Consider the following 23,074-nt stretch of genomic DNA (forward strand, 5'->3'; position numbering starts at 1 on the left):
CCAGTAGAGGGACCCGGCAAGGAGAGAACGGGGCCCCGGCCAGAAGAGAGGTCGAGCGTCATGCGCAGGGTCGGGAACGTCACCATAGCGGCCGTCAGCGCGACGGCCCTCTGCACCGGGGCCTGGCTGCTGCGCAGCGGCGCCGAGACACACGCGCCGCCGCAGCCGTCCGCCGCGCAGGCGCACGCGGGCCGCGACACCGGGCAGGACACGCGGCGGTCCGCGGCGCCGGGCGCGCCCGCGCTGCCGGCCTCCGCGCCCGACCGGATCCGCATCCCCTCGATCCGGGTGAACGCGCCCCTGACGGGCCTCGGTCTCACCCCGGCCGGCAGTCTCGACGTCCCGCCCGCCGCGCGCGAGAACCTCGCCGGCTGGTACGAGGCCGGCACCACCCCCGGGGAGACGGGCACCGCGATCGTGGCCGGGCACGTCGACAACGCCGACGGTCCCGCGGTGTTCTACGACCTCGGTGCGCTGAAGAAGGGCGCCACCGTCGAGGTCGACCGGCGGGACGGCACGGTCGCCGTCTTCACCGTGGACGCGGTGGAGGCCTACGAGGCGAGGAGCTTCCCGGACGTGCGGGTGTACGGCGCCGCCGCGCGGCCCGAGCTGCGGGTGATCACCTGCGGTGGCGGCTACTCACGGAGCACCGGCTATCAGGGGAACGTCGTCGTCTTCGCGCACCTCACGGGCAGTCGCTGAGCCTGCCAGCAGGTTCACCCGTCCCCAGGCGCCCAGCGGCCCCAGGGCCTCGTTCAGGGAGATCCCCAGGGGCGTGAGCGAGTACTCCACCCGCGGCGGTACCTCGTCGTATGCCTCCCGGTGCACGATGCCGTCCGCCTCCAACTCCCGCAGCTGTGCCGCGAGGACCTTCTCCGTCACGCCGGGCAGCTCTCTGCGCAGCTCGCCGAAGCGGCACGGCCTGACGTTCAGCGCCCACAGGATGAGCACCTTCCACTTGCCGCCGATCACGTCCATCGCCGCGTCGATCCCGCAGACGTACGCCCCCGGCCGTCGTACGGTCGTCATGCCGCCCCTCCCCCGCCTGGACCCTTTCCCGGTGGTAACCACCCACTCTCAAGTACGTACTTGAGCAGGCCGTTGCCCTGCGACGAGCCTAATCGCCATGACTGACAACGCACTTGCCCCGCGCACGCCTTCCCCGTCCGCTCCCCTCGCTCCCCTGACCCTCCTCGGTACCGGCGCGATGGGCACCGCCCTCGCCCGCGCCTGGCTCGCCGCCGGCCACCCCGTGACGGTCTGGAACCGCACCCCCGCCCGCGCGGAGGCCCTGGCCGCCGAGGGCGCGACCGTCGCCCCGAGCGCCGCCGCCGCGGTGGCCGCGAACCGGCTGGTGGTCGCCTGCCTCCTCGACGACGCCTCTGTCCGCGAGGCCCTCGACGCGGCCGACCTCACCGGCCGGGACCTGGTGGACCTGACCACCGGGACACCCGCCCAGGGACGGGACCGGGCCGCGTGGGCCGAGGCTCGCGGGGCCCGTTTCCTGGACGGCGGGATCATGGCCGTACCGCCGATGATCGGGGCCGCGGGCTCCGGGGCGTACGTCTTCCACAGCGGTTCCGCCGCGCTCTTCGAGGAGCACCGGGACACGCTCGCGGTCCCCGCCCGGGCCACCTACGTCGGCGCGGACCCGGGGTTCGCCGCGCTGCACGACGTGGCGCTGCTGAGCGCGATGAACGGGATGTTCGCGGGCATCACCCACGCCTTCGCGCTGATCCGCCGGGAGGACATCGCCCCGAAGGACTTCGCGCCGCTGCTCGTGTCGTGGCTCACCGCGATGGCGCCCATGGCGCACGGGGCCGCCGAACGGCTGGACAGCGGTGACCACACCAAGGACGTCGTCTCCAACCTCGCCATGCAGGTCGCCGGCAACGCGACCCTGCTGCGCACGGCCGAGGAACAGGGCGTGAGCGCCGAGCTGCTGACGCCGTACATGGCGCTGATGGAGCGGCGCCTGGCGGAGGGTCACGGCGACGAGGACACCACGGGCCTGGTCGATCTGCTGCTCACCTCGGGAAAGCCCCAGGAGCTGCCCTAGGCGCGTCCTCCGTGTGTCCTCCGTGCGTCGTGCGTGCGTCCGGCGTGCGTCATGAGCGCATCCTAGGTGGCGGTGTGCGAGGACCGCGCGTCTCACAGTGCTCCCCCACCGCCCGCTCCGAACCCTCACACCCGCCCCCCGTCCCCGCTGAGGGCAGCGTTCCCCGCGGGAAACAGACGTGATGCGACCGGGTAACACCCACAACGCACGCTCCTAGACATGACCTCGAATACGCGTGTGGTGGTGATCGGCGCCGGACTCGCGGGCGTCCGTCTCGCCCGCCGGCTCGGCGAGCTGGGCACGCCCGTGACGCTCATCGGCGAGGAGGAGCACCGCCCGTACAACCGGGTGCTCCTCGCCGAAGTGCTGGCCGGGCGCTACAGCCCCGAGGTGATCGCCCTTCCGGCGCCCGCCGACCTGGTCCGCGCGCGGGTCACCGGCATCGACCGGGACGGGCGGACCGTCGAGTGCGCGGACGGTTCGAAGATCGCATACGACACACTGGTCCTGGCCACCGGCTCCAACCCGGTGCTCCCGCCGCTGCGCGGCCTGTTCACCCCCGACCACGTGCTCCCTGAGGGCGTCCACGCCTTCCGCACCATGGACGACTGCCTGGGCCTGTCCAAGGCGGTCCGGCCGGGTGCGAAGGCGGTCGTCATCGGCGGCGGGCTGCTCGGAGTCTCGGCGGCCCGCGCGCTCGCCCTGCGCGGCGCCCAGGTCGTCCTCGCCCAGCAGTCCGAGCGGCTGATGGAGCGTCAGCTCGACCCGTCCGCCTCGAAACTGGTCCGCCGGCACCTGAAGGACCTCGGCGTCGAGATCCACACCGAGTGCCGGGTGCGGGACGTGCGCTGTGTCGGCGGCGTGGTCCGCTCGGTCGAGATGGCCGACGGTTACGCCCTCGACGCCGACCTGGTGGTCCTGGCCTGCGGGGTCCACCCGCGCGTGGGTCTCGCCCAGGTCGCGGGCCTCGACGTGCGCAAGGGGATCGTCGTGGACGACGAACTCCGTACGTCCGACCCGCACATCCGGGCCGTCGGTGACTGCGTCCAGCACGACGGCACGGTGTACGGGCTGGCCACTCCGGCCCTCGAACAGGCCGACGCGCTCGCCGAGCTGCTCGCGGGCGAGGCGGGCACGGCCGGCGACCTCAGCGCCCGCTACACCGGCACCCGCTCACTCACCCGGCTCACCCTCGCCGGGCAGACCGCCTTCGATCTCGCCGCGTTCGGCGAGACGGAGGCTCTTCCCGGCGACGACGTGGTCCAGCTCGCCGACGCCACCCGAGGCACCTACCGCAAGGTCGTCGTCCGTGACGACCGCCTGGTCGGCGGGGTCCTCGTCGGCGAACTCGGCACCGTCGGCGCGCTCGCCCGCGCCTGGGAGGGAGCAGAGCCGCTCCCGTCCGACGGCGGCCCACTGCTCCACCTGCTCACCAACGACGGAGGCTCCTGATGACCGCCACCCCCGGGGGCACCCCCACGATCGTGCTCGTCGGCCATGGCATGGTCGGCCAGCGCTTCCTCGAAGCGCTCGCCGAGCGCGGCCTGACCGCCACGCACCGCGTGGTCGTGCTGTGCGAGGAGCCGCGTCCCGCGTACGACCGCGTCCAGCTCACCTCGTACTTCTCGGGCAAGACGCCCGAGGACCTCTCCATGACCGACATGGAGTTCATCAAGGACCACGGCATCGAGCTGTACGTCGGTGACCCGGCGGAGACGGTCGACCGCGAGGCGCGCCGGGTGACCGCCCGCTCGGGCCTGGTCGTCGACTACGACGTCCTGGTGCTCGCCACCGGCTCGTTCCCCTTCGTCCCGCCCGTCCCGAACAAGGACGCCGAGGGCTGCTTCGTCTACCGCACGATCGAGGACCTCCTCGCGATCGAGGAGTACGCCAAGACCCGCACCACGGGTGCGGTGGTCGGCGGCGGTCTGCTCGGACTCGAGGCGGCCGGTGCGCTGAAGGGCCTCGGGCTCACCTCCCACATCGTGGAGTTCGCGCCCCGTCTGATGCCGGTCCAGGTCGACGAGGGTGGTGGCGCCGCGCTGCTGCGCACCATCGAGGACATGGGCCTGTCGGTCCACACGGGCGTCGGCACGCAGGAGATCGTGGTCGACGAGTCCGGCGCGGTCACCGGCATGAAGCTGTCGGACGGCTCCGAGCTCGCCACCGACCTGGTGGTGTTCTCGGCCGGTGTCCGCCCCCGCGACCAGCTGGCCCGCGACTGCGGTCTGACGGTCGGCGAGCGCGGCGGCATCACCGTCGACGGGCAGTGCCGCACGGTGAACGACCCGCACGTGTTCGCGATCGGCGAGTGCGCGCTGGCCTCCGACGGCCGGGTGTACGGCCTGGTGGCGCCCGGTTACGAGCAGGCCGAGACCGTGGCCGCGACGATCGCCGAGGACGAGGCGGAATTCACCGGCGCCGACCTGTCCACCAAGCTGAAGCTGCTCGGCGTGGACGTGGCGTCCTTCGGTGACGCGCACGGCGCGGCCGAGGACTGCCTGGACGTCGTCTACTCGGACTCCCGCTCGGGCCTGTACAAGAAGCTGGTCATCGGCCGCGACGGCACGCTGCTCGGCGGCATCCTGGTCGGCGACGCGGAGGCGTACGGCACCCTGCGCGCGTTCACGGGTTCGGTACCGCCCGTCTCCCCCGAGTCGCTGGTCCTGCCGGCCGGTGCCGGGGAGTCCGTCCAGCTCGGTCCGTCCGCCCTTCCGGACGAGGCGATCATCTGCTCCTGCCACAACGTGTCCAAGGGCGCGATCCGCGGCGCGGTCACCGACCACCAGTGCACGACCGTGCCCGAGGTGAAGAAGTGCACCAAGGCCGGTACGGGCTGCGGCAGTTGCGTCAAGGTCCTCGGCCAGCTGGTCAACGCCGAGCTGGAGGCCAGCGGCGTCGAGGTCGACAAGGGCCTGTGCGGCTGCTTCTCGCAGACCCGCGAGGAGCTGTACGAGATCGTCCTCGCCCTGCGCATCAACACCTACCAGGACCTGCTGGACCGCTACGGCCGTGACGACGCCCGGGGCGGCGACGGCTGCGACATCTGCAAGCCGGCGGTCGGCTCGATCATCGCCTCCCTCGCCCCGACCATCGGCGCGAGCGGCTACGTCCTCGACGGCGAGCAGGCGGCGCTCCAGGAGACCAACGACCACTTCCTCGCCAACCTGCAGAAGAACGGCTCGTACTCGGTCGTCCCCCGTATCCCCGGCGGTGAGATCACCCCCGAGGGTCTGATCGTGATCGGCGAGATCGCCCGCGACTTCGGCCTCTACACGAAGATCACGGGTGGTCAGCGGATCGACATGTTCGGCGCGCGCGTCGAACAACTCCCGCTGATCTGGACCCGGTTGGTGGACGCCGGCTTCGAGTCCGGGCACGCCTACGGCAAGTCCCTGCGCACGGTGAAGTCCTGCGTCGGCCAGACCTGGTGCCGCTACGGCGTCCAGGACTCCGTCCGCATGGCGATCGACCTGGAGCTGCGCTACCGGGGCCTGAGGTCCCCGCACAAGCTCAAGTCGGCGGTCTCGGGCTGCGCCCGGGAGTGCGCCGAGGCCCAGTCGAAGGACTTCGGCGTCATCGCCACCTCCAACGGCTGGAACCTGTACGTGGGCGGCAACGGCGGCGCCACCCCGCGCCACGCGGACCTGCTCGCCCAGGACCTCGACGACGCCGAACTGATCAAGCTGATCGACCGGTTCCTGATGTTCTACATCCGCACGGCGGATCGCCTGGAGCGCACCTCGACCTGGCTGGAGCGGATCCCGGGCGGCCTGGACCACGTGCGTGACGTGGTCGTGGAGGACTCGCTCGGCATCTGCGAGGAGCTGGAGTCCCTGATGACGGACCACGTCTCGCACTACGCGGACGAGTGGGCGACGACCATCAACGACCCCGAGAAGCTGTCGCGGTTCGTCTCCTTCGTGAACGCCCCCGACACCCCCGACCCGGTCGTCGGCTTCATCCCGGAGCGCGACCAGATCAAGCCCGACCTGCCGCTGCTGTCGATCGGCATGCGGCCCACCGGAAACCCGGCCGACGTCCTGGAAGGAAGCGCCCAGCGATGACCCTGGCACCCGAGACGACCGACCTGAAGGTCCAACTCCAACTGGACGCGGGCGAGGACGCCTGGTTCACCGTCTGCGACCTGAGCATGATGCTGCCGGGCCGCGGGGTGGCGGCGCTGCTGCCGGACGGCCGCCAGGTCGCCCTCTTCCGCGACCGCGCGGGACAGCTGTACGCCATCGACAACCGCGACCCGTTCGGCGGCGCGGCGGTTCTCTCCCGCGGCCTGACCGGCACCCAGCAGGGACGGCCGTTCGTCGCCTCGCCCCTGCTGAAGCAGCGCTTCGACCTGGCGTCGGGGCAGTGCCTGGACGACGATGCGGTGCGGGTCGCCACGTACGAGGTGCGCGTGTCGTAGCGATAGCTGTAGCGGCGGTCGTAGCCGTTACGGCAGCCGCACAGACAATTTTCTTGACCGATCGTTCTCGTTGAACCTAGGCTGCGACACATGGCCAGGACCAAGGAGTTCGACCCCGAAGCCGCGCTGCAGTCAGCCCTTGAGCTGTTCTGGCAGCGCGGCTTCGAGGCGACGTCGATGTCCGACCTCGTCGAGCACCTCGGCATCGGCCGGGCGAGCATCTACGCGACCTTCGGCAGCAAGCACGAGCTGTATCTGAAGGCGCTGGACCGCTACCAGGAGTCCTGCGATCCGCGACTGGTGCGGGAGCTGTCGCAGCCCGGGCCCGCGCTGCCCGCCGTACGGGCGGTGGTACGCCGTTTCGCGGCGGAGTCCGTCGACGCGGACGGACGCCTGCGGGGCTGCTTCGTGGTCAACACGGCCACCGAACTGGCCCCGCACGACCCGGCCGCGGCCCGGCGGGTCGAGCACAGCTGGGACCACATCGAGACCCTGTTGCACTCGGCCCTCGTCCGGGCACAGGCCCAGGGCGAGCTGGGCGAGGACCGCGATCCGCGCGCCCTCGCCCGCGTCCTGCTGGTCCTGATGCAGGGCATGCGGGTCGTCGGCAAGGCGTCGGCCGACCCGGCCCGGCTGCGGGACGCGGCGGAACAGGCGCTGACGCTGCTCGACTGAGCCGGCCGTCCCGAGGCGCTCTCACAGGAGGCCTCGTGAGGGCCTTTCTTTACGCCTTTATATTGAACTGATCGGTCAAGAAAGAGGAGATCATGACCACCACCCGCTTCACCGGCAGGACCGCCCTCGTGACCGGCGCGGGCTCCGGCATCGGCCGCGCCGTCGCGCTCGCGTTCGCCGCCGAGGGCGCGAACGTCGTCGTCGCCGGCCGCCGTCGCGAACCCCTCGACGAGACGGCGGCCCTGATCGAGCGGGCGGGCGGCAAGGCGCTGGCCGTCACCGCCGACGTGACCAGCGCCGCCGATGTGACGGCCCTAGTGGCGGCCGCCGTGGACCGCTTCGGTTCGCTGGACGTGGCGGTCAACAACGCGGGTGTCCTGGAGGGCGGCGGGCAGCCCGTCGCCGACGTGGGCGAGGACGCCTGGCGGCGGATGCTCGACATCAACGTCACCGGCGTCCTGCTCGCCCTCCAGGCCGAGGTCCGCCAGATGCGCACCCAGCCCGGCGGCGGCGCGATCGTCAACATCGCGTCCCGGATCGGCGTCCACGGCCGCATCCCCGGCACCACCGCCTATGGCGCCACCAAGGCGGCCGTGTCCGTCCTCACCCGTGGCGCGGCCCTGGATCACATCGCCGACGGCGTACGCATCAACGCCGTCAGCCCGGGTGCCAGCGCGACGTCCATGTCCCTGCTGCCCGGCGAGACGGAGGACGAGCGCGCGCGGCGCATGAAGACGTCGGTCCCTCTCGGCCGCGTCTCCGCCGTCGAGGAGATCGCGGCCGCCGTGCTGTACCTGTGCTCGGACGACGCGGCCTCGGTGGTGGGAACGGACCTGGTGGTGGACGGGGGCTCCACGGCCTGAGAACCGGTGGCGGGGGTGTGGGTCCCCCCTCCGTCACACCTTCAGGGCGTCGTACGTCACCCCCGTGAGCCGCTCGGAAGCACCCCAAAGCCGTTCCCCCGCCCGGTCGTCGAGAGTCCACGGAGCCCGCCAGGACCGTCCCGGCGCCCCGCGCCACATCGCGAGGGACGGGCCGGTGAACGAGTCGGGGCGTACGTCGGGCGCGGTCGCCGCGTAGAGCGTGGGCAGCGCGCCGGCCTCGGCGGACTGGGCGAAGAACCGGTTGCCGATCCGCATGAACCGCTCGCTGCCCCTGCGGCCGGACATCCGGGGCCCCGCGGTCTGGAGGTTGGTGGCCGCGTACCCGGGGTGGGCCGCCGCCGCGACCACGTCGGAACCGTGCACCGCCAGCCTGCGCGCCAGCTCGTGCGTGAACAGCAGGTTGGCGGTCTTGGAGCGGGCGTAGGCGGTCCACCGCCGGTAACGGCGCTCGCTGTTGAGGTCGGTGATGTCGATGTTGGACAGCGCGTGGGCCGTACTGGAGACGGTCACCACGCGCGCGCCCGGCGTGCCGAGCAGTGCGGGCAGCAGCCGCCCGGTGAGCGCGAAGTGGCCCAGGTGGTTCACGCCGAACTGCGTCTCGAACCCGTCGGCCGTCGTCGCGTACGGCAGCGCCATCACGCCCGCGTTGTTGACGAGCAGGTCGAGCCGGTCGTACGAGAAGGCGTCCGCGAACTCCCGTACGGAGGCCAGGTCCGCCAGGTCCAGACGGACGACCTCCGCCCGCGCGCCCGGGACCTCGGCGGCCAGCCGGTGGCCGGCCTCGGCTCCCCGGGCCTCGCTGCGGCACGCCAGCACCACCCGGGCGCCCCGGCGGGCCAGTTCCCGCGCGGTGACGTACCCGATGCCGCTGTTGGCTCCGGTGACGACGGCGACACGGCCGCTCTGGTCCGGGACGTCCTTCTCGCTCCAGCCGGACATGGCCGACCTCCCTTGGCTGACGGGTGTGTTCAGCCTACGAGCGAGGGGCGCCCGCGTAATCGTCCGGAAGGGGACGCGTGTCCAGGTAGAACCATTCGGCTCCGGGGCCGGGGCCGGAGCTGGAGCCGGTGCCAAGGTCGGGGCCGTCGGGGCCGAGGTCGGCGCTCGGGGCGAAGGCGGCGGTTGGTGTGGGGGTTGAGGTGTGAGTGTGGGTGCGGGTGGGGGTGGAGGTGTGGGTGGGCGGAGGGGGTCGTACGGGTGTCTGCTGGGCGGTGGGGTCGGGTGTGGCCTGGGCTGATGCCGGACCCGGCATCAGCAGTTCCACCCGCAGCCCGCTCCCCCGCTGTTGCGCGGTGAACTCCTCGATCTGGCTGCGGCAGGCGTGGTCCAGGTGGGTGACGCCGGTCAAGTCGAGGCGGATCCTCGGTTTGCCGGAGGCCGCGGCGGCCTCCAGGGCCTCGATGACCTTCGGCAGGCGCAGGAAGGTCGCGTTGCCCGCCATGACGACCTTGGCGGTGTCGTCCTCGACGTGCTGCCGGATCACGGTCTGCGACATCCTGAGCGCGGCCAGCACGATCCCCGCCGCGAGTCCGATCAGTACGCCCTCCAGCAGCGCGGTGGCCACGATGACCAGCGTGGTGAGGGTCATCACCGCGAACTCGCCCCGGTCCTGGCGCCACATCTTCGGGAACTCCGCCGGTCCGAACAGCTTCCAGCCGCTGTGCACCAGAACGCCGGCGAGCACCGAGATCGGGATCAGCGCGAGCACCTGCGGCAGCAGCATCGCGAAGGCGAGCAGCCACAGCCCGTGCAGCGTCCGGGAGAGGCGGGTCTTCGCGCCCGCCTGGACGTTGGCCGAACTGCGGGCGACCACGGCCGTGATGGGGAGCGCGCCCAGGACGCCCGCGACGGTGTTTCCGGCGCCCTGTGCGATGAGCTCGGTGTTGTAGCGGGTGCGCGGACCGCTGTGCATACGGTCCACCGCGGCCGCCGTGAACAGGCTCTCCGCGGAGGCGATCACCGTGAAGGTGAGGATGGACGTGATGATCGCCGTGTCCGCGAGCCCCGCGAACTGCTCGGCGCCCGGCACCTGCACGGACGCGAGCAGATTGCCGACCTGGAGCGTCTTCACGTCCACGCCGGGCAGCGCGGCGACGCCGATGCCGATGCCGACGGCGACCAGCGCGGCCGGGATCTTCTTCGCCGGCCCGGGCACCTTCTTCCACACGAAGCTCAACACGATGGTGACGACTCCGAGCAGCGTGGCGATCATCGCCTGCCGGTCGGTCAGGATGTCGGCGACCAGCCCAGGGATCCCGGCCATGTTCTCGATCGGGGTGCCGGGCGCCTTGCTGTCGGCCATCGGGTAGGCCTGGCTGAACATCAGCGGCAGTCCGATGCCGGCCAGCATGCCCTGGACCACGGCGAGGGAGATCGCCTGGAACATCCGGCCGAGCCGGACCAGCCCGAGGACGATCTGCAGGATCCCGGAGCACAGCACGATCACCCCGAGCATGGCCACGCCGTGCTCTCCTACGGTCTCCGCGACCAGCGCGGCGAGTCCGGCCGCGGGGCCGCTGACCTGGAGCGTGCTGCCCCGCACCGCCCCGACCACCAGTCCGCCGATCACCCCGGAGATGATGCCCAGTTCGGCCGGCACCCCGGAGGCGACGGCCACACCGATGCACAGCGGCAGCGCGACCAGGAAGACGACGAGGGAGGCGGTGATCTCGGTGCCGAGGTCGGCCTTGGGGCCCTTCCCGGGGCGGGACATCGACGTCTCAGAGGCCGCGGTGACCTTGGTCGCTGTCCCTGTCGTTGCCGTGGTCCCTGCCCTTGCCGCGGTCTCCGTCGTTGCCGCGGTCTCCGTCGTTGCCGCGGTCTCTGTAGTTGCCGCAGTACCTGCCGCCGTCGACTTGGCAAAGTCCGCCGCGTCCGCCGCGTTCGTCGCGCTCCTGGTCGAGGTCGTCGCCCCGCCCCACGTCCGGCCCCGCGCGTGCGCCCCGCTCATCCGGTGTGCACCCGGAAGTGGCCGTCGTCGTCGAGTTCGTACACCCTCCCGGTGTCGATCTCGTAGTACCAGCCGTGCAGTCGCAGCTTGTCCTCCTCCAGCCGCTGCCGCACGATCGGGTAACTGCGTACCGCGGCCAACTGGTTGACGACGTTGCGCTGCGCCACGTCCGACAGGGACGGGGCCAAGGAACCCGCCGGGACGCCGTTCGCGCCGGCGAGGACCCCGGCCAGCTCGGGGCGGGCCAGGTCGAGCCAGGCGTCCACGCCCGGCAGCGCGGTCAGGTCGTCGCCGGACTTCAGCGCGCCCATCGCCCCGCAGTGTGAGTGACCACACACGACGACGTCCTGAACCCCGAGCACCTCCAGCGCGTACTCGATGGTGGCGGCCTCGCCCGACGCCCCGGGCCGCCCGTACGACGGGACGATATTGCCCGCATTGCGCAGCTCGAATATCTCGCCCGGCCGGGCGCCGGTAATGAGTGCGGGTATGACCCGCGAGTCCGAGCAGGTAATGAAGAGCGCCTCTGGATATTGCCCCTCGGCCAGTTTTTGGTATTCTCCGCGCTCGTCTTCGACCCGCTGCGTGAATGTACGGGCGCGGTCCAGCAGTGCCTTCAACTCCGCCTCCTCATCAGGGAGTTCGATGTGGTCTCCACACCGTAGGGGGGCGCACACCAGCGGAAGGTTAAGCGAACCCCAGAGCCCGGACAGAAATTGAACATTCTTTGTCGAGGAGCGCCCGGGTGCTGTCGTCTTGTAGCGTGTCAGTGCCAGGATGCGAAATGCGGATACGGGCTGTCTGGATTCACATCCATTTACGTATTCATGGAAAGACGGGACGCATGGGCCTACGAGTGCTGCTCATCGAGGACGACGAGACGATCGCCGAACCGCTCGCCGAGGGGCTCGGACACTTCGGGCTGACGGTCGATCACGTGGCCACCGGCACCGACGGCCTGAGAGGTCCGTACGGCGATGTCGTCCTGCTCGACCTGGGACTGCCGGACATGGACGGCATCGACGTCTGCCGGGGCATCCGACAGGTCTCCGACGTTCCCATCCTCATCCTCAGCGCGCGCGGAGAGGAGACCGACCGGGTGCTGGGCCTGGAGCTGGGCGCCGACGACTATCTATCGAAGCCGTTCAGCGTACGGGAGTTGGTAGCACGAGTAAGGGCGGTGACACGGCGGACCCAGTGGGCGGCGCAGGGTGCGGCCCACGGGACAGCACAAGGGCCGGCGCAGGAGCCTGTGCACGGTGCGCAGAGTGTGCAGGGGGCACCCGAGCCGACGGCGGCCGAGCCGGAACCGGCGCCGACGCCGGACTCGGCGGCGTCGGCGTACGAGCCCGGCCCGCTGGTCGTCGACCGCCGCACCCGGCAGGTCTGGGTCAGCGAGGTGCCGGTCTCGCTCACCCCCAAGGAGTTCGACCTGCTGGCGATGCTGACCGAGGACCCGGGCGCGGTCTGCTCCCGGCAGCAGATCCTGGACCGGGTGTGGGACCCGCACTACGAGGGCCCCACGAAGACACTGGACGTCCATGTCGCCGCCCTGCGACGGAAGTTGGGCCACCCCGGCTGGATCCAGACCCTGCGCGGGGTCGGCTTCCGGCTGGCGGTGCACACCGGCCCGAAGGAGGCCGCACACTTCGGACCGGGCGAGGGCGTGCACACCGGGCCGGTCGGGGGGCTGCACACCGGACCCGTCGAGGGGCTGCACACCCGGTCCTTCGACGGCCTGCACACCCGGCCCGCCGAAAGCCCGCACCCCCGGCCGGTCGGGGGCACGCACGCCAGCTGGGACGCCAGTTGGGACGCGCGGCCATGACCCGCCGACTGCTGGTCAGTTACCTCAGTCTGGCGGCGCTCGTCCTGCTCTGTCTGGAGATCCCGCTCGGCTTCCTGTACTCGCGCGGCGAGCGGGAGCGGGTGGTCACCGCGGCGAAGGACGAGGCCGAGTCGGTCTCGGCGTACGCGGCGCTGTCCCTCGCCACCGGGCGGGCCCAGCAGGACCTGCCCGGCCGGGTGGTGCACTGTGCCGCCCGGATCGGCGGGAAGGTGGTGGTCGTCGACGGTACGGGCACCCCCCTGGCCACCTCGCACCCGCTCACCGCCGAGACCTCGCACACGCTGGCCTCCCGCCCGGGCATCGCGGCGGCGCTGCGCGGCACGTCCACGGTGGACGTCCGCACCTCCACCATCGGCGGGGTCCAGTACCTGTCGGTCGCCGCGCCCGTCGGCCACGGCGTCCGGCCGGAGGGCGCCGTCTGGCTCACGGTGCCGACCCAGACGGTGCACCAACGCGTTCACCACATCTGGCTGTTGCTCGCCCTCGGCGGTCTCGGCGTCCTCACCGCGGTCACCTTCGCCGCGTTCGCCATCGCCCGCTGGACCGGCCGCCCGATCCGCGAACTGGAGCGCGCCACGCACGAGTTGGCGATCGGTGGGCGCGCGGCCCCGGTGACGGTGACCGTGACCAAGGGCCCGCCCGAAGTCCGCAGCCTGGCCGCCGCCTTCAACCGTACGGCGGCCCGCCTCGCCCATCTCCTGGACTCCCAGCACGCGTTCGCGGGCGAGGCCTCGCACCAGCTCAAGACCCCACTCGCGGCACTGCGGCTGCGCCTGGAGAACCTGGAGCCGAACATCTTGGACCGGGGCCGCTCCAGCCTCACCGCCGCCGTCACCGAGACGGACCGGCTCGCCCGCATGGTCGAGGGGCTGCTGGCGATGGCCAGGCTGGAGGAGGACGCGGCGACGCCCGGCCCGGTCGACATCGGCGCGGTCTGCGCGGAACGCCACCACACCTGGGCGCCGCTCTTCGCCCAACAGGGCGTTTTCCTGGTGCTGTTCGCGGGCGGCGTGGGCCCGGTACTCGCCTTGCCGGGGTCCATCGAGCAGATCCTCGACAACCTGCTCTCCAACGCGCTGCGCGCCTCCCCGACCGACACCACGGTGACCATCGAACTGCGTCCGCACGCCCCGTCCCGGCGCGCGCTGCGCGACGCCCGCGCGTCCTGGGTCGACCTGCACGTCACCGACGAGGGCCCGGGCATGACGTCAGAGCAGCGCGCCCGCGCCTTCGACCGCTTCTGGCGCGCGCCGGGCGCCCCCAAGGGCGGTACGGGCCTCGGCCTCGCCCTGGTCCAACGGCTCGCGCACGCGAGCGGCGGCGAGGCGAGCCTGCGGGCCGCGGGCACGGGCGGCCTGGACGCGGTGATCCGCCTGCCCTCCGCACGACCGTCGCCGAGCGGCCACACCATGGGCAGAACGGGCCCACGCCGCCGGGAGCCCGCACCGTTGCTGGGCCGAGAGCCGTCGATGACCGGGGGCAGCCACATGGACCGTACGCCCGTTTCCCAACGCGTCCGTGACACGTCCGCCCCGAGCCTCCAGGGCCCTTGACCGCGCCACCCCGCCGCCGATCGATGGCGGGCCGGTCACGTCACGATGTGGAGCTGGTGCCGCTGCCGGAAAGGTTCGGCGGTCGGCGCCGTCGGATTCTTATGGCGGGGGGCCGAGTGAAGCCAGCGCAGTGGGTTGTACTGCGCCGACCGCGGCCGAGCCGCGAAGCAGTTCGGCCAGGTCATGAGGCTGTGCCTGTTCATTGGTTGGAGCCACTGCTGCGATCCGGTCCAGCCGGAAGCCCCGGCCGGCCCGGCGCGTGCGGCACCAGCCGATGAGGTACCAGCGGCCGCCGGCGGTGAGCAGTCCGACCGGTTCCACGACGCGCTTGCTTTCGTGTCCTGCCGCATCGGTGTAGGACAGTTGCAGCACCGTGTTGGTGGCGAGGGCCTGCTCCACCGCGGTGCGGATCGCGGAGTCGCCGCGCGTCGGCAGGGTGACGATCCGTGCGGCGAGTTCCTGCGCCGCCGCCGAGGCGGGGCCGGTCATTGCGGCTGCGATCTTCTGGGCCGCGGTGCGGGCCGCGCCCGCGTAGGGGGTGGTGGAGTCGGCCGTGGCGAGCACGGCGATCAGTGCCGAGGCTTCGTCGGCGGTGAGGCGGATCGGGGGCAGGGTCATCGCCGGGTCGATCGACCAGCCGCCGCCTCGCCCGGGTATGGAGCGCACCGGGACACCGGTCTCCATGAGGGTTTGCAGGTCACGCTGCACCGTGCGGGTGCTGACGTCGAACCGCGTGGCGAGCGCCGCGACCGTCAGAGGCCGCGGCGCCGCCGCGCGCAGGTCCTCCACCAGCGCGTAAAGCCGGGCAGTTCGGTTCATGCCGCTGACGCTATCGTCACGCGGTGGCCAGGAATTTCCGTTCGCGTCCGAGTTCCCGGTCGGTGATGGTCAGGGGGAACAGGGTGAAGCCGTGCATCGCGCCGGCGACGACGCCGAGTTGCACGGGCGCACCCGCCGCCTGCCACCGTTGGGCCAGGAACAGCGAGTCGTCCAGCAGCGGATCCTCGGTGCCTACGACGATCCGGGCGGGCGGCAACCCGGTCAGGTCCGCGAACAGGGGCGACACCTTGGGATCGCGGCGCTGCTCCTGCCCCATCCCGGGCGTGAACAGCTCATAGCTGCCCCGGATCGCGTCGGTGTTGCTCAGCAACTGTCGGTCACCGAACGACCGTTGGCTCGGTGTCATCGACAGGTCGTAGGCGCCGAAGAGCAGGTGGGCCCCCCGGAAGGCGCCGGTGATGCCGTGTCGGTCGCGAAGGCGCAGCAGCGTCACGACGCTGAGGTGGGCACCGGCCGATTCACCGCCGATCAGCAGCCGGTCGGTGCCGAACTCGGCCACGGCGTGTTTCACCAGCCATCGGGCAGCCGCTTCGCAGTCCTCGGGCCCGGCGGGGAACGGGTGTTCCGGCGCGAGGCGGTACTCCACGCTCACCACGGCAAGCCGCGCCCCCTCGGCGAGCCGCCAGAGCCGCTCGTCCTGTCCGTCCGCGGAACCGAACGCCCAGCCGCCTCCATGGATGTGCAGGTAGACGCCGTCGACGTGGTCCGGCACGAAAACCCGCACCTTCACTCCGCCCTCGACAACGCGGTCTCGGCCGTGCGGCAGTCTGACGGGTGGCGTGTCACCGCCGAGCCGGTTGCGTCGCAAAAGCGCCAGCGTGGCTGCGCTCGGCGCCTGCCCTCGAGCCGGGCGGCTCGCGGCGGCAGCCTCAAATTGCTCGTTGAAGGCCAGGGTCTCGGGAAGGCAGTCCTCATCCGTGATCGTCATGCCGTCGACAGTCGCAGCCGACCGCGACAACACCCTGTCACCCTTTCTTTGTGAGCTGCGTCATGCTCCTGCTGTGCTCCTGGCGTGACCGGGGTCGAACACCGGGGCGTGCGTTGAGGCGGCCTGGCGACCGTCCTGCCCGACCTCACCCGCCGCACCCCACCGGCTGCCGTCCCCGTCGCCTTGTCTGCCCCGCGCAACGACGGGAACGACTTGGCACCCGTTGATCAGTCGGCCAGGTAGCGAGCCGATGCCGACGGAAGCACGGCCAGGAGACCAGCCACCTGCGTGCGACGTCAGCCGTCCGACGGGCGGACCACCGCCCGACGATCCTGGCAGCCGGTTTCAGGGGACTGCTCACGCAGGTAGCGGGACTGTTCCAGAGGGGTGAGAGCGGTGTCGATGGCCTCGCAGATGTTCTGGATCGCGTGGGCCGGGTCGGGCAGGTCGACGTTCCACAACTCGGCGGAGCTGCCCGTGCTGAGGGCCAGGTTCCGTCCGTCCGGGCTGAACGTCACCGCTCCGGGGGAGCGGGTCGGCAGGGTGCGTCTGATCTGGCTGGTGGCGAGGTCCCACAGGTGGACTCCGCTCGTTGCTCGCGGCCAGGGTGCGTCCATCGGAGCTGAAGGCCAGCGCCTCCACCTCACCGCTGAGACTGAAGCTGTCCTGAAGCTGACCGGTGCGTGCGTTCCACGTCTTCATGGCTCCCTTGGCGCTGCTCGCGGTGGCCAGGGTGTGCCCGTTCGGGCTGAACGCGAGGGCCAGCAGCATCCCGGCGCTCGGCTTGATGGTGCGCTGGGTCCGGCCGGTCGCCGCGTCGAGCAGCCTGACCTGTTCGTCACCCGCCCTGCCACGCGCGACGGCGAGTGTGCGTCCGTCCGGGGCGAACGCCATTGCCCTGACGGATTCGCCGTGGCCCGGGTAGGCGGTGCGCAGGGCACCGGTCGAAAGGTGCCAGATCCGAACCGATCCGTCATAGCCGGCGAGGGCCAGCCGTGTCCCGTCGGGACTGAACACCGCCGTGTCGATGTCGCCTATGGCGCGGCTTTGGCGAAGGCGGCCCGTGGCGACCTCCCGGACCTCGATCACGCCGTTCTCGGTGGCCCTGGCAGCCAGGGCGCGACCGGTCGGGCTGAACCCCACAGCTCCGAAGCGGAGAACAGTGACGCGCAGTTCCTCTTCCCGGAGTGCCGGGTCGGTGTCCAGAGCCAGTGTGCCGTCGCGATCGCCGGTACTGGCCTCCCAGAGCTGTACCGACCCACGGCCGGGCCACCCTTGGCGAACCGCAGCCACCGTGCGACCGTCCGGACCGAATGCCATGTCCGTGATGTACGCGCCCTCGTGGCCTCGCAGAGTCGTACGCGGGCGAGAGGCAGTCAGGCGGTGGACGCGAATGGTGGGGTCCGAGTTGCTGCTGGTGACCAGGGTGTGGCCGTCCGCGCTGAGGGCCACGTTCTTGAGTCCTCGTCCGTGGTGCCCGGCGGTCACGGTGCCCCGCGCCGCGCCGGAGGCGGTGTCCCACAGTCGCACCGTGTTCCCACGGCCCGGAATGGCGAGGGTCCGCCCGTCCGGGGCGAAGGCCAGTTCGCTCGACCCGACGGCACCGTCCCTGATGGTGCGCCGGACGATGCCGGTGGCCACCTTCCGCAGTTGCACCGAACCGTCGGTGCGGACAACCGCGTAGGTGCGGCCGTCAGGGCTGAAAGCCACTGCGTAGCCCTTGATTCGGCTGTCGTGGGTGGTCCGGGTGCGGCCGGTGGCAGCGTCCCACACCCGCACCAGTCCGCCGAAGCTCACCGCGAGAACGGTACGTCCGTCAGGGCCGAAGGCGACCGCCTCTGGGTCGGGGTGGCCGGTGAAGCCGTGCCGCTTGCGGCCGGTTGCCACGTCCCACACCCGCACAGTCGTCGCGGAAGCGGCGGCCACGGTACGACCGCCAGAGCTGAAGGCGATCCCGCGTATCGCACCGCCGGGGATGGTGAGGGTTCCGAGTTTCCTGCCGGTGACCGGATCCCACATGCGTATGACCCCGCCGGTGGCGACAGCGAGGGTGCGTCCGTCGGGGCTGAACGCGGCGACTTCGCCGGTGTCCTGGCCGGTGAACGTATGCCGGAGCTCGCCTGCGGGCAGATTCCAGATCCTCACTTTGCCGTCCCTGCTCTGAGTGGCGAGGGTGTGCCCGTCCGGGCTGAGGGCGAAGGAATCCACGGGTTCGGTGCCGCCGGTCAGGCGCTTGCGCAGCGGCAGCGCCGCGGCGGCAAACAGGGCGGCGGCGGCTTCACGGGTCGGGCTGGTTCGGTAGGCGTGCACGGCGAGCAGTGAAGCGAGGTCGGGCTCGGAGCCCAGCAACGCACCGGACTGGGCGGCCAGTTGCCGGGACTGGGCGAGGTGCTGGGCGGTGACCGCGCTCTGCCACTGCCCCACGGCGAGGCCGGCGGCGACGAGGGCGAGGCACAGGGCGGTGGTGACCGCTGTGAGCACCAGCCGGTACCGGCGACGGCCCTTCTGCTCGTGGTCGCGGCTGGCGTCGAGGAAGGCGTGCTCCACGTCGGTCAGGTCCTCGCGCGGTGCGCCGCCGAAGTGTTCCTGGGCGGCGGCGAGCCGGCTTCCCCGGAGCAAGGCGCCCTCCTCCCGACCCAGTTCCTGCCAGGCGTGCGCCACTTCGGTCAGGTTCCGGTGCACACGCAGGCGTTCGCGGTCTTCCTCGATCCACCCGCGCAGCCTGGGCCAGGCGGTGATCAGGGCCTCGTGGGCTATCTCGGCCGTGTCGCCGTCCAGGGTGAGCAGCCGCGCCCCGGCGAGTGCCTCCACCACTGGGGCGGTGTCGTCCCGGCCGGTGCCGGTCAGTTCCGCGCGACCGACGGGACGGCGGGTGTCGGGAGTGCCGTCACCGGGTGCGACCATGCGCAGCAACACCCGGCGGGCGGCAGCCGCCTGGCCTTCGGTGAACCGGCCGTAGACCTTCTCGGCGGTCTTGGCGATCGCGCCGTCCAGGCATCCGGCCGCCTCGTACCCCGCCATGGTCAGTGTCTTGCCGCGGCGGCGGCGCCAGGTCTCCAGCAACGCGTGGGACAGCAGCGGCAACCCGCCCGGCGCGTCGGCGACCTCCTTGACGAGTCGGGTGGTGAGGGCACGTTCCACGGTCAGTCCGGCGGCCGTGGCCGGCTTGACGACGGCGTCGCGCAGTTCCGCCTGGCTCATCGCTGCGACCAGGAGGTTGGCGTCACGCAGCGCCCCGGCCAGGCCGCGGTGCTCGGCGCACCGGCCGTAGAAGTCGCCGCGCACCGCCAAGAGCACCCGCAGGTGGTTCTCGGGCTGCCGGGCTGTCAGCAACAGATCGATGAAGCGAGCGCGCTCGCCCGCGTCGTGGCAGAGGGTGAAGACCTCCTCGAACTGGTCGACGATCACGAACGTGTCCGCCCCGGCGCTGCCGTCGCGGGGAACCGCGGGTGTGAGGAGGTGTGCGTGGCTGCGCGCAGGGCGTTCGCCCGGTGTCAGGATCCGGATCGCGGCCGGGCGCAGGCCCGGTTCCTGAGCGCGCCGCAGGACGGGTATCAGGCCGGCCCGCAGCAGGGAGGACTTGCCGCTGCCGGAGGGGCCGAAGACCGCGGCGAACCGCTGGCGGCCCAGCAGGTCGATCAGGTCGGCGGTGAGCTGCTCCCGGCCGAAGAACAGGTTGTCGTCCCCGGTGTCGAACCGTGCCAGGCCCCGGTACGGCGTGGGTGACGGGTCGTCATCCCGAGAGACGTCTCCGGCGGACTCCTCCACCGCCTCCTTCCACCGGGCCTCCCATTCCGCCAGGTCCCCACCGCACGCCCCCACATAGGCCAGGGCCACCGGCAGCGTCGGCAGCTGCTCCCCCGCCGCCGCCTGCGACAGCGTGGACACCGAGTAGCCCGCCCGCTGGGCCAGCGACCGGTAGGTGAGCCCGTCCGCCTCCGCCCTCAACTTGCGTAACTCGTACGCGAACCGCTGCACCGGACCCGCCGCCGGATCCACCGGCACCTCACGCCGCCCCGCCACACCCTCACCCCGTTCAATGTTCGGCCGCCAGAACGGTACTGCCGAACAATGGGCCGGCCGGTGAACTCGGTGATCAGCGCGCCCCGACCGGGGCCTGCCTGATCGAAGAGGACTCTGCTCACGCATGGAATCCCCACCCCTCGTCCCCCCTTCAGCGAAGCTGGGCTGGCTGGACGCGTTGCGCGGTATCGCCGCACTCGTCGTGGTGTTCGACCACTCGTCGTATACCTTCATGGCGGATTTCCGGCGGGAGTTGATGCCGCAGTTCAACACCAGCCGCTACGGCATCATGGTGTTCTTCCTGGTGAGCGGCTACATCATCCCCGCGTCGCTGGAGCGGCGGGGCTGCGTCCGGACGTTCTGGATCGGACGGATCTTCCGTGTGTACCCGCTGTGGGCGGCTGTCGTCACCGTGCTCCTTGCTGCCGGCCTCCTGGGCATTGCGGAGATACGTGACGTCGGTCAGCAGAGCACTGCCACCGTGGCTCTCGCCCACGCCACCATGCTCCAGGAGTTACTGGGGACACCGAATGTCCTGCTCGTCCTGTGGACGCTCTCCTACGAGATGTCCTTCTACTTGCTGGTCGTCGCTCTTTTCACGGTCCGCCTTCACCGCCAGTCCGCGGTGGTCGCGGTCGTCTTGGCCGCGCTCGCCGCTGTGAGCGTGACGGCAGGGGTGGCGCTGCCGGCCTCGGCCCTGTCCGGTCTGGTCGGCACCGGCCCGTTGATCGCGTTTGTCTCGATCGCCATGGGGGTCGCCATCTGCTGTGCGAGCGCCAGGTCACCCGTACTCCGGTGGTTCGGGGGCGTGTTGGGCGGGACGCTGGCGCTCGTGCTGGTTCCGTTCAACGGCACGGTCCCGCCGTGGGAGGGTCTGGTGATCCTCGCCGTGATGTTCCTCGGCACCGCCGTCCACCGTGCTGAGAGCGGTCAGAGCACCTGGCGCTGTACGGCCCGTACTGCCGTCATTGTGGTCGCCTGCGCCGTGGGGAGTGCGTACTGGTACGGCGACGACGACCACTTCACACGGCGCGGCTGGGTCATCGCGTTCCTGCTTGCCGTGCTCACCTTCGGTGCCGGACTGTTGTCGCGCCGTCGGCGCATACCGCGGATGCTGACCGGATTGGGCACGATCAGCTACTCGGTGTATCTGGTGCATCCGGTGCTGCTGGCGGTGATCGACAGCACGGTGGGCCGACGGCGGCAGGACAGTCTTGCGCTCGAAGTGCTGTTCTTCGCCGTGCTGTTGCCCCTGTGCCTGCTGACCTACCGCTACGTCGAGGCGCCGAGCCAAGCCTGGGGCCGCAGGGTGGCCCGCCGCGTGCAGCCACCGTGACGAGAGCCCGTGCCGCACCGCCTTTGCGGCGCCGCTGCTGCCGCGTTGGGCACCTGGCACCGCTGGCCACCCGGACGCGGACCTCGGACGTGCCGGTTCAGCGGCGGTCGGTGGCTCGTGGGTGCCCCGTGCCTGCGAAGGTGATCCAGCAGGTGTCACGGGCTGTGTCCAGGAGGTACCAGACGCGGCCACCGCCGGTCACCTCGATCTGCCACTGCTCGCAGATCTGTCCACGGTGGGTGCCGTGTGCCAGGCTGCCCTTGAGCCGGTGGTGCCGGGGCGTTTCAGTGGCCGGCCCTGGGTCGGTGCGCATGGTGGTCCAGGCGCGGTAGGTGTTCTCCCGGGCCTGTTGGGCGAGGCTCTCCCAGCCTTTGGCAGAGGCCGCGTCCGCGAAAGCGGACTTCCCAGTGGCCCATCGGCGCCGGTGGCGCGGCGCGGTCGCCGCGGCCAGCGGTCATGCGACATCCCGTGGGTCCGGCGCCGGCCCGTAGTCCTCGCCGTGGTCCTTGGTCAGTGCGGTGAGCAGTTCGGGATCGGAGTGGACCTCGGCGGTGTGCTGCCAGGCGATGAGCAGTTGGGCGACGGACGCGCTGTTGCCGATCGAGTCGGCGGCGCGCATGGTGTCGACCAGTTCGACTGCGAAGGCGTGGAGATCGGGCTCGGGCAGGAAACGGACCCAGGGGAAGGCGTCCGGCAGTATGTCGCGGAGCAGTTCGGTGCTTCCGGGCTCGCGGCGAGCCATCGCGGACAGCATCCGAGTAGCGGCCGATAGCACCGTCTGGTCCTGCTCGGCCCGCGCCGCGGTAGTGAGGACCAGGTCCTCGCCGTCTCTCCGGTGCAGGAGCAGTCTCGGGGATTCCTTGAGCCGGGCAAGCGTCTGCTTGTTCTTGTTCACCAGCTCGGAGAAGTTCACGGCGGCGTTTTCGATACTCACAACTTTGAAACTACTTCGAAACTCGCTGGGCCACCACCACCCACAAGTGGGGTGCAGGCCTGGCGGGAATGCGGCGGGACGAGAACGCGGCAGTAGCAACGCCGAAAGGACGGCACCCCCGCACAGGGTGTATGGCTGGCATCCTGACCTGGGAAGCCAGCCATTTCTCATGCCCTCAGGACACTCTCAGGGCACATCGCTTAGTACGGCTTCCATTATGTCGGCCGTCTGATCTGCCTCCGCCTCCCACAGATGCGTATAGACGGCCTTGCTCACGGTCGGCCGGGATACCCCGAACCTGCCCATTAGGTCAGACGCGCTGAGGAAGTTGGCCCCTACTTCGAACCCTTCGGCCGGGATGATGTCGGCGATACGCTCCTCCAGCGGACAACGGTCGACGAGTTCGCCCTCACGTACGACGCGCCACCGGCCGCCCCGAACCGGTTCGGCGACCCCGTCCGCCTGAAGCTTTGAACGCGCGAAGCACTACCCCACGCGAGACACCGTGATCACGCATGATGTCTCCAGCAGCTGGGAGGTGTGTCATCTGCAGGTCCACCTCTATCTGAACTTTCATCACCTCAGCGATCTGTAGGAAAGTCCCCCGACGGCTGGCATGT

19 protein-coding genes are annotated in these 23,074 nt (G+C 71.1%); 10 read left to right on the top strand and 9 right to left on the bottom strand.

Features of this window, described 5'->3' with window-relative positions; all coding sequences use genetic code 11:
- Positions 1-60 precede the first annotated feature (60 nt).
- Positions 61-702, top strand: coding sequence for a class F sortase (locus tag OHA64_RS16090; RefSeq protein ID WP_405613495.1), 642 nt, complete (start codon positions 61-63; stop codon positions 700-702).
- Here the strand turns inward: OHA64_RS16090 and OHA64_RS16095 are convergent.
- Complete coding sequence (locus OHA64_RS16095; protein WP_405613497.1) at positions 640-1,029, bottom strand: winged helix-turn-helix transcriptional regulator; 390 nt, start codon at positions 1,027-1,029, stop codon at positions 640-642. The two genes, OHA64_RS16090 and OHA64_RS16095, sit on opposite strands and share 63 nt — an antisense overlap.
- A 97-nt stretch (positions 1,030-1,126) precedes the next feature.
- Here OHA64_RS16095 and OHA64_RS16100 point away from each other — a divergent pair, with 97 nt between their 5' ends.
- From OHA64_RS16100 to OHA64_RS16125, 6 genes are all read left to right on the top strand, one after another.
- Entirely contained in the window at positions 1,127-2,059 is a 933-nt protein-coding gene (locus OHA64_RS16100; RefSeq protein ID WP_405613498.1) for an NAD(P)-dependent oxidoreductase, read from the top strand.
- Positions 2,060-2,278: 219 nt separating this feature from the next.
- Positions 2,279-3,511, top strand: coding sequence for an NAD(P)/FAD-dependent oxidoreductase (locus OHA64_RS16105; protein WP_405613500.1), 1,233 nt, complete (start codon positions 2,279-2,281; stop codon positions 3,509-3,511).
- Positions 3,511-6,126: a nitrite reductase large subunit NirB gene (gene nirB / locus OHA64_RS16110; protein WP_405613502.1), complete on the top strand. Its 2,616-nt coding sequence runs from the start codon at positions 3,511-3,513 to the stop codon at positions 6,124-6,126. Before OHA64_RS16105 ends, nirB begins: the two co-directional genes overlap by 1 nt.
- Positions 6,123-6,482 (top strand): nitrite reductase small subunit NirD, encoded by a 360-nt coding sequence (gene nirD, locus OHA64_RS16115; RefSeq protein WP_405613504.1) that lies wholly within the window; start codon positions 6,123-6,125, stop codon positions 6,480-6,482. The genes nirB and nirD overlap by 4 nt, the downstream gene beginning before the upstream one ends.
- Positions 6,483-6,572: 90 nt before the next feature.
- Positions 6,573-7,157 carry a TetR/AcrR family transcriptional regulator gene (locus OHA64_RS16120; RefSeq protein ID WP_405613506.1) on the top strand — a complete coding sequence of 195 codons (585 nt, stop codon included), beginning with the start codon at positions 6,573-6,575 and terminating at the stop codon, positions 7,155-7,157.
- Positions 7,158-7,249: 92 nt separating this feature from the next.
- Entirely contained in the window at positions 7,250-8,020 is a 771-nt protein-coding gene (locus OHA64_RS16125) for an SDR family NAD(P)-dependent oxidoreductase (RefSeq protein ID WP_405613508.1), read from the top strand.
- Between the two features lie 33 nt (positions 8,021-8,053).
- Here the strand turns inward: OHA64_RS16125 and OHA64_RS16130 are convergent, their stop codons facing one another.
- From OHA64_RS16130 to OHA64_RS16140, 3 genes are all read right to left on the bottom strand, one after another.
- Positions 8,054-8,980, bottom strand: coding sequence for an oxidoreductase (locus OHA64_RS16130; RefSeq protein ID WP_405613510.1), 927 nt, complete (start codon positions 8,978-8,980; stop codon positions 8,054-8,056).
- 34 nt (positions 8,981-9,014) lie between these two features.
- Positions 9,015-10,754: a SulP family inorganic anion transporter gene (locus OHA64_RS16135; RefSeq protein WP_405613512.1), complete on the bottom strand. Its 1,740-nt coding sequence runs from the start codon at positions 10,752-10,754 to the stop codon at positions 9,015-9,017.
- Between the two features lie 233 nt (positions 10,755-10,987).
- Positions 10,988-11,611 (bottom strand): carbonic anhydrase, encoded by a 624-nt coding sequence (locus OHA64_RS16140; RefSeq protein WP_405613514.1) that lies wholly within the window; start codon positions 11,609-11,611, stop codon positions 10,988-10,990.
- A 224-nt stretch (positions 11,612-11,835) separates the two neighbouring features.
- Between OHA64_RS16140 and OHA64_RS16145 the strand changes: the two genes are divergently transcribed.
- A complete protein-coding gene (locus OHA64_RS16145; RefSeq protein WP_405613516.1) occupies positions 11,836-12,819 on the top strand; it encodes a winged helix-turn-helix domain-containing protein in 984 nt (327 codons plus the stop codon).
- Positions 12,816-14,393, top strand: coding sequence for a sensor histidine kinase (locus OHA64_RS16150; protein ID WP_405613518.1), 1,578 nt, complete (start codon positions 12,816-12,818; stop codon positions 14,391-14,393). The genes OHA64_RS16145 and OHA64_RS16150 overlap by 4 nt, the downstream gene beginning before the upstream one ends.
- Before the next feature lie 99 nt (positions 14,394-14,492).
- On the opposite strand, the gene OHA64_RS16155 is transcribed toward OHA64_RS16150, so the two are convergent.
- From OHA64_RS16155 to OHA64_RS16165, 3 genes are all read right to left on the bottom strand, one after another.
- The gene (locus tag OHA64_RS16155; RefSeq protein ID WP_405613520.1) at positions 14,493-15,212 is read right to left on the bottom strand and encodes a helix-turn-helix transcriptional regulator; all 720 of its coding nucleotides are present in this window, start codon (positions 15,210-15,212) and stop codon (positions 14,493-14,495) included.
- A 16-nt stretch (positions 15,213-15,228) separates the two neighbouring features.
- The gene (locus tag OHA64_RS16160) at positions 15,229-16,161 is read right to left on the bottom strand and encodes an alpha/beta hydrolase (protein ID WP_405613522.1); all 933 of its coding nucleotides are present in this window, start codon (positions 16,159-16,161) and stop codon (positions 15,229-15,231) included.
- Positions 16,162-16,518: 357 nt separating this feature from the next.
- Entirely contained in the window at positions 16,519-20,184 is a 3,666-nt protein-coding gene (locus tag OHA64_RS16165) for a helix-turn-helix domain-containing protein (protein WP_405613524.1), read from the bottom strand.
- 124 nt (positions 20,185-20,308) lie between these two features.
- On the opposite strand from OHA64_RS16165, the gene OHA64_RS16170 reads away from it, so the two are divergent.
- Positions 20,309-21,520 carry an acyltransferase family protein gene (locus tag OHA64_RS16170; protein WP_405613526.1) on the top strand — a complete coding sequence of 404 codons (1,212 nt, stop codon included), beginning with the start codon at positions 20,309-20,311 and terminating at the stop codon, positions 21,518-21,520.
- A gap of 97 nt (positions 21,521-21,617) precedes the next feature.
- On the opposite strand, the gene OHA64_RS16175 is transcribed toward OHA64_RS16170, so the two are convergent.
- Together OHA64_RS16175 and OHA64_RS16180 are read right to left on the bottom strand one after the other, a co-directional pair.
- On the bottom strand, positions 21,618-21,833 hold the full coding sequence (locus OHA64_RS16175) for a hypothetical protein (protein WP_405613528.1): 216 nt from the start codon (positions 21,831-21,833) through the stop codon (positions 21,618-21,620).
- 141 nt (positions 21,834-21,974) lie between these two features.
- Positions 21,975-22,454, bottom strand: coding sequence for a hypothetical protein (locus OHA64_RS16180; RefSeq protein ID WP_405613530.1), 480 nt, complete (start codon positions 22,452-22,454; stop codon positions 21,975-21,977).
- Between the last annotated feature and the right edge of the window lie 620 nt (positions 22,455-23,074).

The sequence above is a fragment of the Streptomyces sp. NBC_00076 genome, from assembly GCF_045041235.1.
Taxonomy (GTDB): Bacteria; Actinomycetota; Actinomycetes; order Streptomycetales; family Streptomycetaceae; genus Streptomyces.

Excerpts from the sequence above, each read along its gene's own strand:
- OHA64_RS16150 (WP_405613518.1), top strand. The coding sequence starts at position 12,816 with ATGACCCGCCGACTGCTGGTCAGTTACCTCAGTCTGGCGGCGCTCGTC.
- nirD (WP_405613504.1), top strand. The coding sequence starts at position 6,123 with ATGACCCTGGCACCCGAGACGACCGACCTGAAGGTCCAACTCCAACTG.
- OHA64_RS16155 (WP_405613520.1), bottom strand. The coding sequence starts at position 15,212 with ATGAACCGAACTGCCCGGCTTTACGCGCTGGTGGAGGACCTGCGCGCG.
- OHA64_RS16105 (WP_405613500.1), top strand. The coding sequence starts at position 2,279 with ATGACCTCGAATACGCGTGTGGTGGTGATCGGCGCCGGACTCGCGGGC.
- OHA64_RS16130 (WP_405613510.1), bottom strand. The coding sequence starts at position 8,980 with ATGTCCGGCTGGAGCGAGAAGGACGTCCCGGACCAGAGCGGCCGTGTC.
- OHA64_RS16125 (WP_405613508.1), top strand. The coding sequence starts at position 7,250 with ATGACCACCACCCGCTTCACCGGCAGGACCGCCCTCGTGACCGGCGCG.
- OHA64_RS16090 (WP_405613495.1), top strand. The coding sequence starts at position 61 with ATGCGCAGGGTCGGGAACGTCACCATAGCGGCCGTCAGCGCGACGGCC.
- OHA64_RS16095 (WP_405613497.1), bottom strand. The coding sequence starts at position 1,029 with ATGACGACCGTACGACGGCCGGGGGCGTACGTCTGCGGGATCGACGCG.
- OHA64_RS16170 (WP_405613526.1), top strand. The coding sequence starts at position 20,309 with ATGGAATCCCCACCCCTCGTCCCCCCTTCAGCGAAGCTGGGCTGGCTG.
- OHA64_RS16175 (WP_405613528.1), bottom strand. The coding sequence starts at position 21,833 with ATGCGCACCGACCCAGGGCCGGCCACTGAAACGCCCCGGCACCACCGG.
- nirB (WP_405613502.1), top strand. The coding sequence starts at position 3,511 with ATGACCGCCACCCCCGGGGGCACCCCCACGATCGTGCTCGTCGGCCAT.
- OHA64_RS16120 (WP_405613506.1), top strand. The coding sequence starts at position 6,573 with ATGGCCAGGACCAAGGAGTTCGACCCCGAAGCCGCGCTGCAGTCAGCC.
- OHA64_RS16145 (WP_405613516.1), top strand. The coding sequence starts at position 11,836 with ATGGGCCTACGAGTGCTGCTCATCGAGGACGACGAGACGATCGCCGAA.
- OHA64_RS16160 (WP_405613522.1), bottom strand. The coding sequence starts at position 16,161 with ATGACGATCACGGATGAGGACTGCCTTCCCGAGACCCTGGCCTTCAAC.
- OHA64_RS16100 (WP_405613498.1), top strand. The coding sequence starts at position 1,127 with ATGACTGACAACGCACTTGCCCCGCGCACGCCTTCCCCGTCCGCTCCC.
- OHA64_RS16135 (WP_405613512.1), bottom strand. The coding sequence starts at position 10,754 with ATGTCCCGCCCCGGGAAGGGCCCCAAGGCCGACCTCGGCACCGAGATC.